The organism is Streptomyces xingningensis (genome assembly GCF_054957865.1).
This window is the reverse complement of sequence record NZ_JBDJPF010000003.1, coordinates 186,559-202,883: the sequence shown is the minus strand read 5'-3', so window position 1 is coordinate 202,883 and position 16,325 is coordinate 186,559. Positions and strand designations below refer to the sequence as shown.

The 16,325-nt window shown below is 72.4% G+C and carries 12 protein-coding genes; 3 read left to right on the top strand and 9 right to left on the bottom strand.

What is annotated here, in order from left to right; translation table 11 throughout:
- The first annotated feature begins 139 nt into the window (after positions 1 to 139).
- Positions 140 to 1,393 (top strand): cytochrome P450, encoded by a 1,254-nt coding sequence (locus ABCR83_RS03125; RefSeq protein ID WP_462693067.1) that lies wholly within the window; start codon positions 140 to 142, stop codon positions 1,391 to 1,393.
- A gap of 94 nt (positions 1,394 to 1,487) precedes the next feature.
- On the opposite strand, the gene ABCR83_RS03120 is transcribed toward ABCR83_RS03125, so the two are convergent.
- From ABCR83_RS03120 to ABCR83_RS03100, 5 genes are all read right to left on the bottom strand, one after another.
- Positions 1,488 to 2,468 (bottom strand): esterase/lipase family protein, encoded by a 981-nt coding sequence (locus tag ABCR83_RS03120; RefSeq protein WP_462693065.1) that lies wholly within the window; start codon positions 2,466 to 2,468, stop codon positions 1,488 to 1,490.
- A gap of 136 nt (positions 2,469 to 2,604) precedes the next feature.
- On the bottom strand, positions 2,605 to 4,392 hold the full coding sequence (phsA, locus tag ABCR83_RS03115; RefSeq protein ID WP_462693063.1) for an O-aminophenol oxidase PhsA: 1,788 nt from the start codon (positions 4,390 to 4,392) through the stop codon (positions 2,605 to 2,607).
- A 52-nt stretch (positions 4,393 to 4,444) separates the two neighbouring features.
- On the bottom strand, positions 4,445 to 5,635 hold the full coding sequence (locus tag ABCR83_RS03110; RefSeq protein WP_462693061.1) for an acyltransferase family protein: 1,191 nt from the start codon (positions 5,633 to 5,635) through the stop codon (positions 4,445 to 4,447).
- 110 nt (positions 5,636 to 5,745) lie between these two features.
- Positions 5,746 to 7,062, bottom strand: a complete 1,317-nt coding sequence (locus ABCR83_RS03105) for a phosphoribosyltransferase family protein (protein WP_462693059.1) — start codon at positions 7,060 to 7,062, stop codon at positions 5,746 to 5,748.
- 85 nt (positions 7,063 to 7,147) lie between these two features.
- The gene (locus ABCR83_RS03100) at positions 7,148 to 7,609 is read right to left on the bottom strand and encodes an HIT family protein (protein WP_462693057.1); all 462 of its coding nucleotides are present in this window, start codon (positions 7,607 to 7,609) and stop codon (positions 7,148 to 7,150) included.
- Between the two features lie 6 nt (positions 7,610 to 7,615).
- Between ABCR83_RS03100 and ABCR83_RS03095 the strand changes: the two genes are divergently transcribed.
- Positions 7,616 to 8,359: a DUF72 domain-containing protein gene (locus ABCR83_RS03095; RefSeq protein ID WP_462693055.1), complete on the top strand. Its 744-nt coding sequence runs from the start codon at positions 7,616 to 7,618 to the stop codon at positions 8,357 to 8,359.
- 7 nt (positions 8,360 to 8,366) lie between these two features.
- Here the strand turns inward: ABCR83_RS03095 and ABCR83_RS03090 are convergent, their stop codons facing one another.
- Positions 8,367 to 11,570 (bottom strand): ATP-binding protein, encoded by a 3,204-nt coding sequence (locus ABCR83_RS03090; RefSeq protein ID WP_462693053.1) that lies wholly within the window; start codon positions 11,568 to 11,570, stop codon positions 8,367 to 8,369.
- 124 nt (positions 11,571 to 11,694) lie between these two features.
- Here ABCR83_RS03090 and ABCR83_RS03085 point away from each other — a divergent pair, with 124 nt between their 5' ends.
- Complete coding sequence (locus ABCR83_RS03085; RefSeq protein WP_462693051.1) at positions 11,695 to 12,714, top strand: NADP-dependent oxidoreductase; 1,020 nt, start codon at positions 11,695 to 11,697, stop codon at positions 12,712 to 12,714.
- Positions 12,715 to 12,792: 78 nt separating this feature from the next.
- On the opposite strand, the gene ABCR83_RS03080 is transcribed toward ABCR83_RS03085, so the two are convergent.
- From ABCR83_RS03080 to ABCR83_RS03070, 3 genes are read right to left on the bottom strand one after another with little or no spacing between them, the layout of a single operon-like run.
- Complete coding sequence (locus ABCR83_RS03080; protein WP_462693049.1) at positions 12,793 to 13,332, bottom strand: GNAT family N-acetyltransferase; 540 nt, start codon at positions 13,330 to 13,332, stop codon at positions 12,793 to 12,795.
- A gap of 44 nt (positions 13,333 to 13,376) precedes the next feature.
- Complete coding sequence (locus ABCR83_RS03075) at positions 13,377 to 14,738, bottom strand: glutamine synthetase family protein (protein WP_462693047.1); 1,362 nt, start codon at positions 14,736 to 14,738, stop codon at positions 13,377 to 13,379.
- Positions 14,738 to 16,258 carry an amino acid permease gene (locus ABCR83_RS03070; RefSeq protein ID WP_462693079.1) on the bottom strand — a complete coding sequence of 507 codons (1,521 nt, stop codon included), beginning with the start codon at positions 16,256 to 16,258 and terminating at the stop codon, positions 14,738 to 14,740. Before ABCR83_RS03070 ends, ABCR83_RS03075 begins: the two co-directional genes overlap by 1 nt.
- Positions 16,259 to 16,325: the final 67 nt, after the last annotated feature.

The window sequence follows — 16,325 nt, the reverse complement described above, 5'->3', positions numbered from 1 at the left end:
ATCATCGACCGCATCTGCCGCTACTGCGACAGGATCTGCGGACCGGCTCACTAGGTGTGCTTAAGCGGGCCCTGCCATCGTGTGCACAAAAGGCGTCCGAACGAGCCCGAATCGAGGGACCGTGTCTCCTGCGGAACGCATGTCCACTGCGGAACATCTCTCCGCCGAATCCGCGCCCACCGACCTCGTCGACCCCTCCTTCTGGGCACGGCCGCGTGACGAACGGGTGGAGTTCTTCGAGAGGCTGCGCGCCCGGCCGCACCCGGAGTTCGTCCACCAGCGCATGCCCGGCCTGCCGTCGGCGTTCGGGTACTACGCGCTGGCCAAGCATGCCGACATCGTGGAGGTGAGCCGTCGCCCCTACGATTTCTCCTCGCAGGGTGCGACGACCATTGTGGGCCTGCCGCCGGAGCTTGACGAGTACTACGGCTCCATGATCAATATGGACAACCCCGAGCACTCCAGGCTACGGCGCATCGTCGCTCGCTCCTTCGGGCGTGGCATGATCCCCGAGTTCGAGTCAATGGCCGACGCCACGGCCCGGCGGATCGTCGCCGGGCTCCTGGAGCGCGGACCCGGCGACTTCATCCGGCCGGTCGCAGCCGAGATGCCCATTGCCGTGCTCAGCACCATGATGGGCCTGTCCGGCGAGGACTATGACTTTCTCTTCGAGAGGTCGAACACGATCGTGGGGCCGCTCGACCCCGACTATCTGCCCGAGGGGCAGGATTCCGAGGCGGCGGTCCTCGCGGCCTCGAAGGAGCTGGGGGACTACATCGCGGGCCTGCGCGAGGAGCGTCTCGCCCACCCCGGTGACGACGTCATCACCAGGCTCGTCCAAGTGCAGGTGGACGGCGAGCAACTGACCCGGCAGGAGCTGGTGTCGTTCTTCATCCTGCTCGTCGTCGCCGGCATGGAGACCACCCGCAACGCCATCTCGCACGCCTTGGTACTGCTCACCGAGCACCCGGACCAGAAGGAACTCCTGCTGTCCGACTTCGAGCGGTATGCGCCCACGGCTGTCGAGGAGGTCCTGCGGGTGGCTACGCCGATCAACTGGATGCGGCGGGTGGCCCTGCACGACACCGAGCTGAATGGCCATCGGTTCCGCAAGGGGGACCGGATGTTTCTCTTCTACTGGTCGGCCAACCGCGATGAGCGCGTCTTCGAGGACCCGTACCGGTTCGACATCACCCGCGACCCCAACCCGCACCTGTCGTTCGGGTCGCTCGGCCCGCACTTCTGCCTGGGCGCCCATCTGGCGCGGATGGAGATCACCGCTCTGTACCGTGCGCTGCTGGCGGCGGTGCCGCGGATCCGGGCGGTGGGGGAGCCGCAGCGGCTGGAGTCGAGCTTCATCGAGGGGATCAAGCACCTTGAGTGCACGTTCTGACTTGAGTGCACGTTCTGCAGTGCCCCCCGCACGGCAGCGCGGCACTGCAGGGACTCTTCCCCGCAGTGTCGCGCTGTTGTCTACCCGACCCTGCTCACGACCGTGCGTAGGGGCGCAGCGGTGGCTCCTCGCGGACCCATGGCTGACTGTGGATCAGGGCCTCGATCGGGAAGTCCAGCAGGCCCGGCAGGCTCTTGACGGCTTCCTCGGAGTTGAGGGGCATGAGTGGCTTGGCGCAGTCCGCGCGGTTGATCCGGCTGGGGTCGGCGGCGCCGGGATGCTCGATCGCATCGGCGACGAGCTCGTAGGTCACCAGGTCGACGACCAGGCCGAAGTGGGTGGGCCACGGGCGTCCGGGGCAGATGTCCTGGACGCCGATGTTCCGGGCGCCCGGCAGGACCGGGGGCTGCCCGTCGGCCACCACGGATTCATCGGCCCTGGAGTAGACCGTGGTGTACGAGGGACCCGAGGGCATGGGCTTGCCGTTCGCGGCGAGAGCCTTCGACCAGTTCGAGTCACGGGAGAATTGCAGGATCGCGGCGGGGCAGCCCGCGATCTGGGCGAGGGGGCGGCAGACGCTGGCAAGGCGGGTGCCCTGGAACGGGGCACCCATGGTCACCACGTCGTCGACCTTGGGCGCGAGGTCCGGCCAGAAGCGCAGGGCCCAGGCCACCTGGAGCCCGCCCTGGCTGTGCCCGACCAGGTCGATCTTCCGTCCGGTGCGTTCATGGACCGTGCGCGCCGCGTACACCACATACTCGACGGACACCTGCATGTCCTTGAGGCCACGGCCGGGGGAGTCCACCCAACAGGAGGGATATCCCTTCTTCTTGAGCTCGGCCATGAAGTTCCAGGCGTAGTTCTCCTCGCCCTTGACTCCGGTACCGGGAATGAAGAGGACGGTCGGTTTGTCGCTGCTCTTCAAGTCCCCTTGGCAGTGCAGGGCCTTGGCGAGCTCGGCCACCGGAGTTTCCAGGGGCGGAGCGGGGTCGGTGCTCGCCTCCGCGGACAGGGGAAACAGAACCAGCGTCAGCAGGGTTGCCGCGAGACCGCCGGCCCATCTGGATAAGCGCATGGGAGCCTCCGCAAGAAAGAGAAGTGGGCGGAGTCTCCCATCGTGAAGAGAGGGCACACAAACGTCAACACCTCACGGTGAAAAGAGAGTTCGTGGGCTGTGCGGACGCGGCCTGTGCACGCGCAGCAGTCATGGCTCAGTGGCCATGGCCGCCATCGGCCGGGTGGTGGACCGCCATGACCTCGGCGGGCAGCACCACATACGGCCGCATCATCCCCATGTCCTCGTGTTCCAGCAGATGGCAGTGGTACAGGAACCGGCCCTTCGCGCCGTGGAATTGGCCGATGACATTCACCAGCTGCCCGGCGGGCACCTGGATCACATCCTTCCAGCCCGCGTCGCCGTCCGACAGCGGCGCCGTGCCGCCGTAGGCCAGGGGCGAGCGGGTGCCGCCCAGCGCCGGGTCGAAGGGGGTTCCCGGGCCCACCGGGTAGCGGTCCCGGCTCAGCACCTGAAAGTCAATCAGGTGAAGGTGCATCGGGTGCGTGGGGCCGCCCAGGTTGAGGAAGCTCCACTGCTCCCACGCATCGTGGGCGACCATGAAGCCCAGGGTGTCGTCGAAGGCCTGGGCGCCCCTGCGGTAGGTGCGCACCGTGCCGTCCGCGCCCTTGAGCTGGATCACCCCCGCGCCGGGCACGGGCACCTCGCCCGGCTGCACCGGGTGCATCTCCCACAGTCCCGGGTGACCGTTTCCGGCGGTACCGGGCGGCACCAGGGCGATCAGGCGGTGGCCGTGCCGGGGGGCGGTCTCATGAGTGATCCGCCGGAAAGAGCTGGAGATGACCTTCGGCAGTACGAACGGGTCGTGCATCTGCTCGGTCCCCACCCGGAATTGCATCACCTGTGGATGGCGCACCCCCGCGGCGGCGTTGACCAGGCGCAGCCGGCGCCCCCGCAGCCGGCCGAAGTCGACCAGCAGATCGATGCGTTCGGCGGGCGCCACCGACAGCGGCCCGTCCTGCAGCACCGGGCGCGGCAGCAGCCCGCCGTCCGTGCCGATCTGCCATACCGCGCCGGTCACCGGCTCGCCGGTGTCCTCGTCGGTCAACCGGAGCTCGAAGATACGGGCGTTGGCGGCATTGAGCAGCCGGAACCGATACCACTGAGCCGTAACGTCCAGGTGCGGCCAGATCACTCCGTTGACGAGCGTATAGGGGCCGGAGAACGCCGCGGTGACGTTCTTGCCGTGGGCGTCCCGGTCGACGACCACGGTCTTGTGGAGCAGTCGGCCGGTCAGCCGGCCGTCCTCGTCCTGGTCGAGGTTGCGGTCCTGGATGACCAGCGGGATCTCCCGCTCGCCGCCGGGCAGCCGCAGCGCGTCCTCCTCCTCGTCCCGTACCAGGTACATCCCGGCCAGGCCGGTGAAGACGTTCCACCGGGTGATGTCCATGGCGTGGTCGTGGTACCACCAGGCGACCGCGCGGTGGTCGTTGGGGTATTCGGCGAGCTGGCTGTCGCCCGGTGAGACGGCGTTCTCCGGCCAGCCGTCGTTGCCGCCTCCGGTGCGGGCGCCGTGCACATGGGTCACCGTCCACGGCGGCAGTGCGGCGACCTCGGGCAGTGGTTGGGCACCGCCCCGGCCCGGTACCTCGCTCGGTGACGGTCCGCCCGGAACGGGCACGGCCTCCACCGCCGTCACCGGGTATGCGCCGGTCAGCCGGTTCGTCCAGGCGATCCGCAGCCGTTGGCCGCGGCGGACCTCGATGGTCGGTCCGGGGTAGTGGCCCTCATAGGCCCAGACCCGGGTGGGCGGCAGCTGCGAATGCAGCCGGACCCAGGTTGCGGACAGGCCGATCTCGATGCCCTGGAGGGCTTCGGTGCCACCGGGCCGCAGCACCGGCGGTACGCGTAAGGCGTCCAGGAAGGGCGTGAGTCCGGCTGCGGATTCCGGTGTGCCTACCGGGTTGACGATCATTTCCGTCATGTGGTGACCCCCGTGGTGCTTCCCCCGTGCCGGCTGTTTCCGGCGGCGGCTGTCAGCGCGTAGGACGAGGCTGTCCTCGCCGGAGGTTGCGGAATCCGCTGTCCGATGTGCCCGGATCCTTACTGTTCGATCGAACGGCACCGCTTGCTCGAACGAAGCAGCGAAAAGTTGCCCGGCATCCGGCGAACACCAGGGCGAAGACCGGCAGCCAGCAGAGCCGGGCCAATATCCAGCCCGGGCCGTCGGGCGTGGTGTGCAGCCCGGGCAGCGGGCCGAACGCCAGCCCCGCGGCGGTGACCGCCATCATCGCGCTCTGGTGCCAGAGGAAGATCGTCATGGCGGACAGGTTCGCCATGGCCACGGCGGCCCAGACCATGGGCCGTCGCATCGCCCGGCGCAGTGGTTCGCGCAGCAGCAGGGCCAGTCCGACCTGGGCGAGACCAAAGGTGACGGCGGCCAGGGTGGGCGGGTTGAGATTGGAGACGGTGGCGCCGGGGACGCCGACCATGCTGCCCGGGTAACCGCCCCAGAGGACGAGCACGACGGTCGCCGCCCCCGCGCCGATGAGCAGCGGCAGCCCCGCGAGCCGCCTGGCGAGCCGCCCCCGGGCGCAGGCCGCGCCGAGCGTGTGGGGCACGAGCCAGCCGGCGGCGACATTGAGCCAGCCCAGCCAGGCCGGGCCGCCGAGCCCGAAGCGGATCAGGTCCACCGACAGAACGACGGCGAAGGGCCACAGCGGATGGAGCCGCGCGGTCAGCGGAGTCGCGGCGGTGAGCGCCGCGAACACTCCCAGGAACCACAGCGGATCCACGACCAGTGTCACCAGCGTGTGCAGGGTTCGCCCGTCCACACCGGACGCCGACATGATGCCGCAGACCACCGCCCACACGCCGAGCACGGCGGTGACGGGCCGGGCCAGCCGGGCCAGCCGTCCCCGCAGCCAGGCGGGGTAACCGGTGCCCCGGGCACGGGCGGACGCATGGCTCCGGGCGCCGCAGAGCCCGCCGACGAAGAAGAACAGCGCCAGCGTCTGGAAGAGCCAGGACAGGGGGGCCAGCCAGGGCATGTGCTGCAGGGGGCTGGCGCCGTGGAGCCCGCCGTCGGTTCCGACGAGGGCGGTCACCAGCCAGTGGCCGAGGACGACCCCGAGGATCGCAAAGGCGCGCAGCGCGTCGACGGCGCGGTCGCGGTCGGGCGGGGTCATGCGGTCCACGCGACGCGCGAGGGTGCCAAGAGGCTTCATGCGGTGGCGTCCTTCCAGGGGCTTGCCTGGAGGGACAGTGCGGGACCGGCCCGGGGGCGGGCATCACACCGCGGTGCCAATCCGCGGGTGGCACCCGGGTATGACGCGGGCTACGACGCGGCGGCGGGCGCCGAAGACGCCAGGTGCCCGGTGAACCAGTCCCGGGCCAGTTCCGAGACCGCATCCAGGGCCCCGGGCTCCTCGAAGAGATGAGTGGCACCCGGCACCACGGCCAGCCGGTTCTCGCAGCGCAGCCGGGCCGCCGCCTGCCGGTTGAGGTCCAGCACCGTCTCGTCCCGGCCGCCGACGATCAACAGGGTGGGCGCCATCACCTCGTCCAGCCGCGGCCAGGCGAGATCGGGGCGGCCGCCGCGGGAGACCACGGCCGCGATATCACCCGGACCCGCGTCGGCGGCGGCCCACAGAGCGGCGGCCGCGCCCGTACTGGCCCCGAAGTAGCAGATGGGGACGGACTGGCGGCGCAGCCAGACGGTCACCTCCGCCAGCCGGTGGGCCAGCGGCTCGACGGCGAACACCTTCGCCCGGTCCTCGGCCTCCCGTGGAGTGAGGAGATCGAACAACAGGGTGCCCAGACCCGCTTCGTTGAGGGCCTGCGCCACCGCGCGGTTGCGCGAGCTCAGCCGGCTGCTGCCACTGCCGTGTGCGAAGGCGACGACCCCGGGGGCCCCGGCGGGCATCGTCAGATCGCCGTCCAGCGACACGGTGCGGTGGTCCACCGCCAGCTGCACGGGGGCGGTGGTGTGGATGTGCGAGGCATGCAGGGGCGGCTGGGCCACGGTGCTCCGGCCCAGCAGCTCGATGACCTCCTCGTCCTCGGTCTGGGAGAAGTCCCGGTACCACTCGCCGACCGCCGAGAAGAGCGCCGGCGTCGACAGACAGACCAGCTCGTCCACCTCGGACCCCAGCTCATGCGCCGCGTCCGGGGCCGCCACCGGCACGGCCAGCACCACCCGCGCGGCCCCCTGGGCCCGCGCCACCCGGCAGGCGGCCGAGGCGGTCGACCCGGTGGCGATGCCGTCGTCCACCACGATCGCGGTACGGCCCCCGAGGGGAATCCGCAGCCGCCCGCCGCGGAACCGCTCGGCCTGCCGCACCAACTGCGCCTCCTCGGCGCGCTGGACCTCGGCAAGGTCGTCCTCGTCGACCCGGCTCATCCGCATGATGTCGTCGCGCACCACCCGTACGCCACCCTCGCCGATGGCACCGAAGCCCAGCTCACGGTGGTACGGAACGCCCAGTTTGCGGACCAGGATGACATCCAGCGGCGCACCCAGCGCCTGCGCGACCTCGAAGGCCACCGGGATGCCGCCGCGCGGCAGGCCCAGCACGACGGGATGCTCACGGCGCAGGTGCCGCAGCCGTTCCGCCAGGCGGCGGCCCGCGTCCGTTCGGTCGTCGAATCGCATGATCCACCTCCGGCCCGGGGCGCGGTTCCGGAAGACGAGACAAGCCCTGGTTCCAGTATTCGGCCACTCGGGCGGTGGTCCAAGTTCAGCCTCCCCCCGGTTCCAGGGCCGCCCGCACCCGCGAGGCCACCCGAGCCGCCTCCCCGTCCGAGGCGTAGCGGGTGCGCGGCCAGAAGAAGCCGCGCAGCCCGTCCTTGCGGTTGCGCGGCACCACATGGACGTGGAAGTGCGGCACGGACTGGCTGATCCGGTTGTTGGCGGCGACAAACGTCCCGGCCGCGCCCATGCCGCGCTCCACCGCCCCGGCGATCAGCTGCACCCGGGTGAAGAACGGCCCCACGTCCGCCACGGGCAGATCGGTGAGCGTCTCGGCGTGCCGCCTGGGCACCACCAGCACATGCCCGGGAAACAGCGGCCGGGCGTCCAGGAAGGCCACCGCCGCGTCGTCCGCAAAGACCAGGTGGGCGGCCGTACCGCCGGCCGCGATCGTACAGAAGGCGCAGTTCGGATCGACCATGGTGAAGATCTCCGGCCTCGGGGGAGACATCGTCCCATGCCCGTCCTCATCGGAACCTCCGGATGGCAGTACCGGGACTGGCGCGGTGACCTCTATCCGGCCGGCTGTCCGCAGCGGCTGTGGCTGGAGGAGTACGCCCGCCACTTCACGACCGTGGAGAACAACAACGCCTTCTACCGGCTGCCCTCCCCGGAGACCTTCGCCACCTGGCGCGACCGTACCCCGGAGGGGTTTGTGATGGCCGTCAAGGCCAGCCGCTACCTGACCCACATCAAGCGGCTGCACGACCCCGAGGAGCCGGTCGGGCGGCTGATGCGGCACGCCGCCGGGCTGGGCGACCGGCTGGGACCCGTACTGCTCCAGCTCCCGCCCACGCTGCGCGCCTCGCCCCCGGCCCTGGACGAGACGCTCGCCTGCTTTCCCGCCGGGACGCGGGTGGCGGTCGAGCCACGGCACGAGTCCTGGTGGACGGACGAGGTACGGGCCCTGCTCGAGCGGCGCGGCGCGGCGTTGTGCTGGGCCGATCACGACTCCCGTGCGGTGACGCCGCTGTGGCGCACCGCGGGGTGGGGGTATGTGCGCTTCCACTGCGGCCGTGCCCGGCCCTGGCCGCGCTATGGGCGGGCGGCGCTGGCGAGCTGGGCCCGGCGGGTGGCGGACGCCTGGCCCGACAGCGCCGAGGTGTACGCGTACTTCAACAACGACCCCGGTGGTGCGGCCGTGCACGATGCGGTGGCCTTCGCGGCGGCAGTGCGGCGGGCGGGGCGCACGGTGCGGTAGGTGTTCCTCACCCGGCCCCGGAACGGGCCCCCTCGTACGCCCCGTCCGGGGGCAGGGCCGTGCCCCGCGCGAACAGCCCGTCGAACCCGGCGGTTCCCAGCCGCCCCCGTACCGCAGCGGTGATCCGCTCGACATCGCCCCGTTCCGCCGGGGGCAGCGGCGCGCCCGCCCCGCGCCGGGCGGCATCGGCCGCGCCCAGCAGGACCGCCGCCAGCTCCGGCCGGCCGACGGCATGGGCCCCGGCCAGGCCCTCCAGGGCCAGCGCCATCGCACGGTCGTCGCCGGTGGTACGGGCGACCGCCAGGCCCTCCTCCTGCCGGGCCAGCGCGGCCACCGCATCGCCGCGCAGCTCGGCGACAAAGCCCAGTTCGGCCAGCACCAGGGCGTTGGCACGGTCCAGCCCGACCTGCCGGTGCCAGGCGAGCACCCTGCGCAGCCGAGCCTCGGCGGCAGCCAGGTCCCCGGCCCGGCGGGCGCCCAGCGCCAGGCCCAGTTCGGCATTGACCCGCCCGGCCTCGAACCCCAGCTCGGCGGAGCGTCGCGCGGCCCGCGAGTGCAGCTCCCGGGCGCCGGGCAGATCGCCTTCCAGGAGGGCGATGCGCCCCAGACCCGCCGTCAGGTCGGCGGCCATCGTCGACAGGCCCAGCGACTCGGCCGTGCCCAGCCCCTCCCGCAGCCGTCGCACCGCACCCGGATAATCGCCGAGGATCTCCGAATGCGCCGCCCGCACAGGGGCGTTCTGCGTCTGCCCCCAGGCGTCACCGAGCTCCGCGAACAGCGCCGCGCTGCGCTCCGCTTCGCGCTGCACCGCGGCCAAGTCCCCGTGGACCAGGGCCTGGACGGCCCGGTCGGCGAGCGCGGCGGCTTCCCCCCACCGGTCGCCGCGCTCCCGGAACGCCCGCATCGCACCCTCGGACAGCTCCCGGGCGCCCGCCGTGTCACCGATGCGGTTCAGGGCGTGCCCGAGGAACCACTGCGCCTCCGCCCGGCCCGCCGGATCGCCACTGCCGTCGAAACCTCGCAGCACCTCCCGGACGCGCCGGGCCCGGTCCATGCCCTCGCCCTCCAGGACCGCCACCCCCGTGTGCCAGGCCGCCGCCCGGGCCCGGGACGCGGCATCGGCGGCGGCTCCGGCGGCGCCGAGAGCCGCCCCGAGCGACCGGCGGGCCTGGCCGAGCCGGCCCCGCAACAGCCAGTACCAGGCGAGCGCGTTCACCAGGCGAAGGGCCTCGGCACCCCGGCCGCCGGCCACCAGACCGTCCAGCGCCGCCCGGATGTTGGCGGCCTCCGCGTCGAGCAGTGCCAGCCGCTCCCGCTGCTCCGGACCGCGCAGCCCGGCGGCCACCCCCTCGGCCAGCGCGGCGAAGTGCGCATGATGCCGCCACCGGGCCTCGTCCGCCTCGCCGGCCTCCGCCAACCGCTCGGCGCAGTAGGCCGTGACGGACTCCAGCATCCGGTAGCGCGGCCCGTCCCAGCCCTCGCCCACCGACACCAGGGAGCGCTCGACCAGCCGCTCCAGCACATCCAGTACATCCTCCGGGGCCGTGCCTCCCCAGCCGGCCACGGCCTCGGCCGACGCCAGGCTCCAGCCCTCGGCGTGCACCGCAAGACGGCGCAGCACGGCGCGTTCCCCGTCCGTCAGCAGCTCCCAGCTCCAGTCGAGGGTCGCCCGCAGCGTCCGCTGGCGCGCGGGCGTGCCGCGCCGCACCCCGGCCAGCAGCCGCAGCCGGTCGTCCAGCCGGGCCAGCAGCCCGGGCACGCCCAGGGTGCGCACCCGCCCCGCGGCCAGTTCGAGGGCCAGCGGGATGCCGTCCAGCCGCCGCGTCAACTCCGCGACGGCCGTGGCGTTTCCGGGCCCGAGGGCGAACCCCGGGGCCGCCGCGGCGGCCCGGGCGGCGAACAGCCGCACCGCGGCCTCGCCGTCCAACGGCCGTACCTCCCGGACCTGTTCACCGGGCAGGGCCAGCGGCTCCTGGCTGGTCGCCAGGACCCGCAGACCGGGCGCGGCCCGCAGCAGCTGCTGGGTCACCTCGGCGACCGGCGCGATGAGATGCTCGCAGTTGTCCAGCAGGAGCAGCAGTTCGCGATCGCGCAGCGCCTCGGCCAGCCGGGCGGCCGGCGGACGCTCCCGGTGTGGTGCCCGCGGCCCCCACACGCCGTCGTCCCGCACCCCGATGGCCGCCGCCACCTCCTCCGCCAGACCGGCGGCATCGATATGGCCCGGCAGCCCGGCGAGTTCGACCAGCCGCACACCGTCCCGGCAGTCCCCGGCCGTCTCCAGGGCCAGCCGGGTCTTGCCCACTCCGCCGGGGCCGACCAGCGTCACCAGCCGATGGACGGGCAGCAGTGCGCGGATCGCGGCCACCTCGTCGGCGCGCCCGATCAGCGCGTCGAGCGGGGCGGGCAGCCCCCCGCCACGGTGGCGGTCACCGGCCTCGGGCACGGCGTCCCGCGGTGCTCCGAGCGCCGGGTCCTGCCGCAGGATCGCCTGGTGCAGGGCCGCCAGCTCGGGGCCGGGATCCAGCCCCAGCTCCTCGGCGAGCGCACCGCGCAGCTCCTCGAAGGCGGCCAGCGCCTCGCGCTGCCGCCCCGACCGGTACAGGGCCCGCAGCTGGGCCGCCCGCAGCCGCTCCCGCCAGGGGTGCCGGGCGGTCAGGTCGGCCAACTCGCCCAGCAGTTCGTGGTGTTCGCCGGTCTCCAGGCGGGCGTCGGCCCAGTCCTCCACGGCCGTGAGCCGTTCCTCCTCCCAGCGGGCCGCCGCCGCCCGGACGGCCGGGGTGTCGGCGAAGCCGGCGAACGCCGGGCCCCGCCACAGTCCCAGCGCGTCCGTCAGCAGCGCGGCCCTGGTCCGTGCGTCCCCTTCGGCGCGGGCCCGCGTCAGCAGAGCGGTGAAGCGATCCGCGTCCACCGCTCCCGTCCCCGCCCGCAGCGCATAACCCGGCGGCCGGGTGACCACCAGCGACCGGGCTCCGGGCTCGGCCTCCGCCAGGGCCCTGCGCAGCTGGGAGACCTTCGCCTGCAGGGCCCGGCCCGGCGCCGCCGGCAGGCGCTGTCCGTCCCACAGGGTGTCGATCAGGAGACCGGCCGGCACCGGCGACCCCGCATGGGCGAGCAGTACGGCGAGCAGGGCGCGGACCTTCAGCTCGGGGACCTCCACCGGCTCCCCCCGCTCCGTCCACGCCCGAAGCGGACCAAGTACCCCGAATCGCATGCCCGCACCCTAGTCGACCCGCGCGGACCGTCCGAACGCGACCCGAACAGGTCCGCAACCGAACCCGAACCCGCGGGCCGCATCGTGGAGCACGGCCCGGCACCACACGATGAAGGGAAACCCCATGACCACGCACACCCCGCTCACCGGCCGCGAGATCCACCTCGCCGCCCGGCCCACCGGCACCCCCGGCCCGGAGATCTTCCGCCTGGTCCGGGCCGACGTCCCGCAGCCCGGCCCGGGCCAGGTCCTGGTCCGCAACACCTGGATGTCGGTCGACCCGTATATGCGGGTCCGCATGGACGCCGACATCACCTACCTGCCGCCATTCGCCCTCGACGCCCCGCTGGACGGCGGTGCCCTCGGTGAAGTCCTCGTCTCCCGGGCGGACTCCGTGCCGCGCGGCGCCACCGTCTCGCATGTGCTCGGCTGGCGCGAGTACGCGGTCCTGGACGCCGCCGATGTCACCGTCGTCGACACCGCACGCGCCCCCGCCCAGGCCTACCTGGGGGCTCTCGGCACCACGGGCCTGACCGCCTATGCCACCTTCACCGACGTCGCCCCGGTGCGCCGCGGCGACACGGTCTTCGTCTCCGCCGCCGCCGGGGCGGTGGGCAGCGTCGCCGGGCAGATCGCCCGGAAGCTCGGGGCCACCACGGTCATCGGTTCGGCGGGCGGCCCGGCCAAGTCCCGCGCCCTGGCCGAGGACTTCGGCTTCGATGTGGCGCTCGACCACCGGGCCGGGCCGATCGGCGACCAGTTGGCGAAGGCCGCACCGGAGGGCATCGACGTCTATCTCGACAACGTCGGCGGAGACCACCTCGAGGCCGCGCTCGAGGCGCTGCGCCCCGGTGGCAGGGTGGCGCTCGTCGGGGCGATCGGGGAGTACAACGCCGACCGCCCGGCGCCCGGCCCGGACAACTTCCGCCTGATCCGCACCAAGGGTCTCAGCGTGCGGGGAATGCTGGTCAGCGACTACTTCGACCTGTTCCCCGCATTCATCGACCGGGCCTCGGGCTGGCTCGCCGATGGCACCCTGCGCACCGCGGAGACCGTCCTCGACGGCCTGGAACGGGCTCCGGAGGCGTTCCTCGGCGTCCTGAGGGGGGCCAACACGGGCAAGATGCTCGTCCGGCTGGGCTGATGCCCCGGACCCGCGTGGGGTCAGCGGGCCGTAGGGCGTGTCTTATGGATCAGCACCCGCCCTACATCGGCACCCGCCCTACATCGGCAGCGACCGCAGGCGCACCGCCCCGGCGGGCCAGTGTGCCCCCTCGCGCAGCGGCCGCCACAGCGTGTGCAGCGGCATGACCGCGAGGCCGTCGGGCTGCTCGACCTCCACCTCGGCCGCCACCGGCCGCCAGCCCAACCGCTCGTACAGCGGCACCAGTTCCGGCCGGCAGAAGAGGAGCCCGAAGCTCGGCCCCAGGGTCCGGGCGTGTTCCTCGGCGGCCCCGACGACCAGCCGGGCCAGCCCGTGCCCGCGCAGGTCGGCCGCGACGGCCACGCCGCCAAAGCCCACCAGGTCCACCGGAACGTCCCCGATCGTCGCCGGGATCCGCACCAGCCCGGTGTGTGCGACGAGGCGGTCGCCCGACCTGATGCCGAAGTGCACATCCTTCGCCCGCCAGGTCAGGCCCCACTCCGCCACCCGGAACGGGTCGGGGCCGTCCCCGAGGATCTCGTTCAGCTCGGGCTGTCCGTACCGGGTCAGACGGACCACGGGGGACAGCCCGGTCTGCGGATGATCTTCGCTCGTCATCCGTGCAAGATGCCACACACCGGCGCCGGACACCATGGTGGGGCTCACACCCGGGCGAATCCCCGGCGGCGTTCGGCATCGGTGACCTCGAACCGCAGGGCGTCGAGTTCGGTCCGCCCGAGGCGGTCGTAGTGCTCGACGACCTCGAGGCCGAACGCCCGCCGCGCCGCGGCGCTGTCGCGGAAGGCCGCCAGCGCCGCCTCGAGCGTCGCCGGCACGGGCGGTGCGTCCGGTGCGCGGTAGGCGTCACCGCGGTGCGCCGGGGGTGGTCGCAGGCCGCCGTCGATGCCGTGGACGATGGCGGCGACGGCGGCGGCCAGCGCCAGGTAGGGGTTGGCGTCCGCTCCCGGCAGCCGGATCTCCAGGTGCAGGCCCGCGCCATGGCCGACCACCCGCACGGCGCAGCCACGGTTGTCCCGGCCCCAGGTGAAGTGGGTGGGGGCGAAGGAGTGCGGAGCAAAGCGCTTGTAGGAGTTGACGGTTGGAGCGTAGAGCGGGGCGAGGCCGGGCAGCGCGTCCAGCAGTCCGGCGATGGCCTGGTGCGCCACCGCCGAGGGTTCGCCGTCGGAGTCCGCGAAGACGGGCCGGCCGGAGCGCCACAGGGACAGATGGAGATGGAGTCCGCTGGCGAGCCCGGTCGCGGGTGCGGCCATGAACGTCGCTGCCAGGCCGTCCTGTTCCGCGATGTCACGCACCGCGTGCTTGAAGACCGGATGGGCGTCCGCCGCCGGCAGCGCATCGCCGTAGGGGAAGGTCACCTCGATCTGGCCCGGGGCGCCCTCGGTCTTGATGGCCTCCACCGGGAGTCCGGCACCCGCCAGCCTGCGGTGCAGGGTCCGCAGAAACCGGCGGGTCGGCGGGTTGTGGTCCAGGGCGTAGTCGAGGTTCTCCTCGGTCACCGGCCGCAGGGCGGCCACCTGTTCCCGGTGGGTCCCCTGGCACAGCAGGAACTCGGTCTCCAGACCCACCTTGGCCCGCAGCCCCAACTCGGCCAGCCGGTCCAGCTGGTGACGCAGCATCCGGCGCGGGGCGACCGGGACCGGCCGCCCGTCGTGGCCAACGGCGTCCACGTGCACCAGGGCGGTGCCCGGCATCCAGGGCAGCACCCGGATGGTGTCCGGGTCTGGCCGGATGACCAGGTCCTGGTATCCGGTGTCCCAGGAGGCCAGCGCGAAGCCGTCCACCGGGGTCATGTCGATGTCACAGGCCAGCACATAGGCGCACAGCTCCGCGCCCTCGGCGGCGACGCGGGCGAGGAAGTGACCGGCGTCGTAGAGCTTGCCCTTGAGCTGTCCTTGAGGGCTCGTCAGCACGGGCAGGACGGTGTCGATCTCGCCGCGCTCGATGTGTTCGCGCAGCTGGTCGAGGCTGAGCCGCCCGGCCGGCCGGGGCGTGGTGTCCGTCATCAGACGATCTCCCCTTCGAGGTTGGCCATCTCCCGGTCGTTGCCGTAGCCGCGGGTCTCGTAGGAGCGCCGTCCCGCCACCCGCCACCAGATGGTCGCCAGCAGGAGCACCGCGGCCAGGGCGACGGGCGCGTAGTTGAAGGTCTCGGCGTTCACCGGGTAGCTCTGGGGGAGCAGGAAGAGCACGGTCACGAAGGCCACCCAGCCGACGGCGATCCCGCCGATCAGCGGGCCCCGGCTGCCCAGGTTCCAGGGGCCGGGCCGGAAGGCGTGGCGGTTGCGGACCCTGAGGTAGATGGGGATGGCATAGGCCGGGGTGATCCCGATGACATTGATCGCGGTGACCGCCCCATAGGCGGTCGGGCTGTAGAGGGAGGGAACGGCCAGCACGGCGGCGACGGCCACCGACAGCCACACCGCGTGGACCGGCGTACGGGTGCGCGAGGAGACCTTGCGCCACAGTGCGGAGCCCGGCAGCGCCCCGTCCCGGGAGAACGCGAACACCATCCGGGAGCAGGCGGCGACCTCGGCGTTGCCGCAGAACAGCTGCGCCACGATCACGATCAGCAGCAGCGCCTTGGCACCGCCCTCGCCGAGCGCGTCGAGGAAGATCTGCGCGGGCGGCACTCCGGACTCCGCGTTCTGGGTGCCCTGGTAGTCCTGGATGGCGAAGGTCAGCCCCGCGAGCAGCACACCGCCGGCGAGCCAGGACCAGGCGATGGCCCGGACGATGCCACGGGCGGCGTTGACCTGGGCGCCGGTGGTCTCCTCCGACAGGTGGGCCGATGCGTCGTAGCCGCTGAAGGTGTACTGGGCCAGCAGCAGTCCGATCAGGATCACATACCAGTGGGCGTTCCAGCCGGTGTCATTGACGAACTTGCCGAAGACGAAGGAAGCCGACTGGTGGTGGGAGGGAACCGCCCACAGCACCCCGACGATCACCGCGACGCCGAGCAGGTGCCACCAGACGCTGATCGAGTTGAAGATGCTGATCAGCCGGACACCGAACATATTGAGCGTCCCGTGCAGGAGCAGGATGCCGAGGTAGATCAGCATGGTCTTGCCCGGGGTGGGCTGGAAACCCCACTGGAGGCTGGCGAAGGCGCCGGCGAACTGCGCGGCCCCGTAGTCGATCCCGGCGATCGCGCCGAGCAGCCCGAGCAGGTTCAGCCAGCCCGTGTACCAGCCCCACTTCTTGGAGCCCAGCTGGTCGGCCATGTAGTACAGCGCGCCGGAGGTGGGATAGGCGCTGGTGACCTCCGCGAGCCCGGCGCCGATGAACATGACCATCACGCCCACCGCGACCCAGCCCCACATCATCACCGCGGGGCCGCCGGTGTTGAGCCCGAAGCCGTACATCGTCATGCAGCCGGAGAGCACCGAGATGACGGAAAAGGAAATGGCGAAGTTCCCGAAGGGGCCCATGCGCCGGGTCAGCACCGGCTGGTAGCCGAGGGTGCGCAGAAACTCGTCGTCCCGCAGAGCATGGGCCCCCTGTCGGGAGCCGCGGGCTTTTCCGATACCCAGAAACACTGAAAACCTCCAAGTACACCAAGGAAAACAAAGGGGCGAGAAGCCGGGAAAGTCG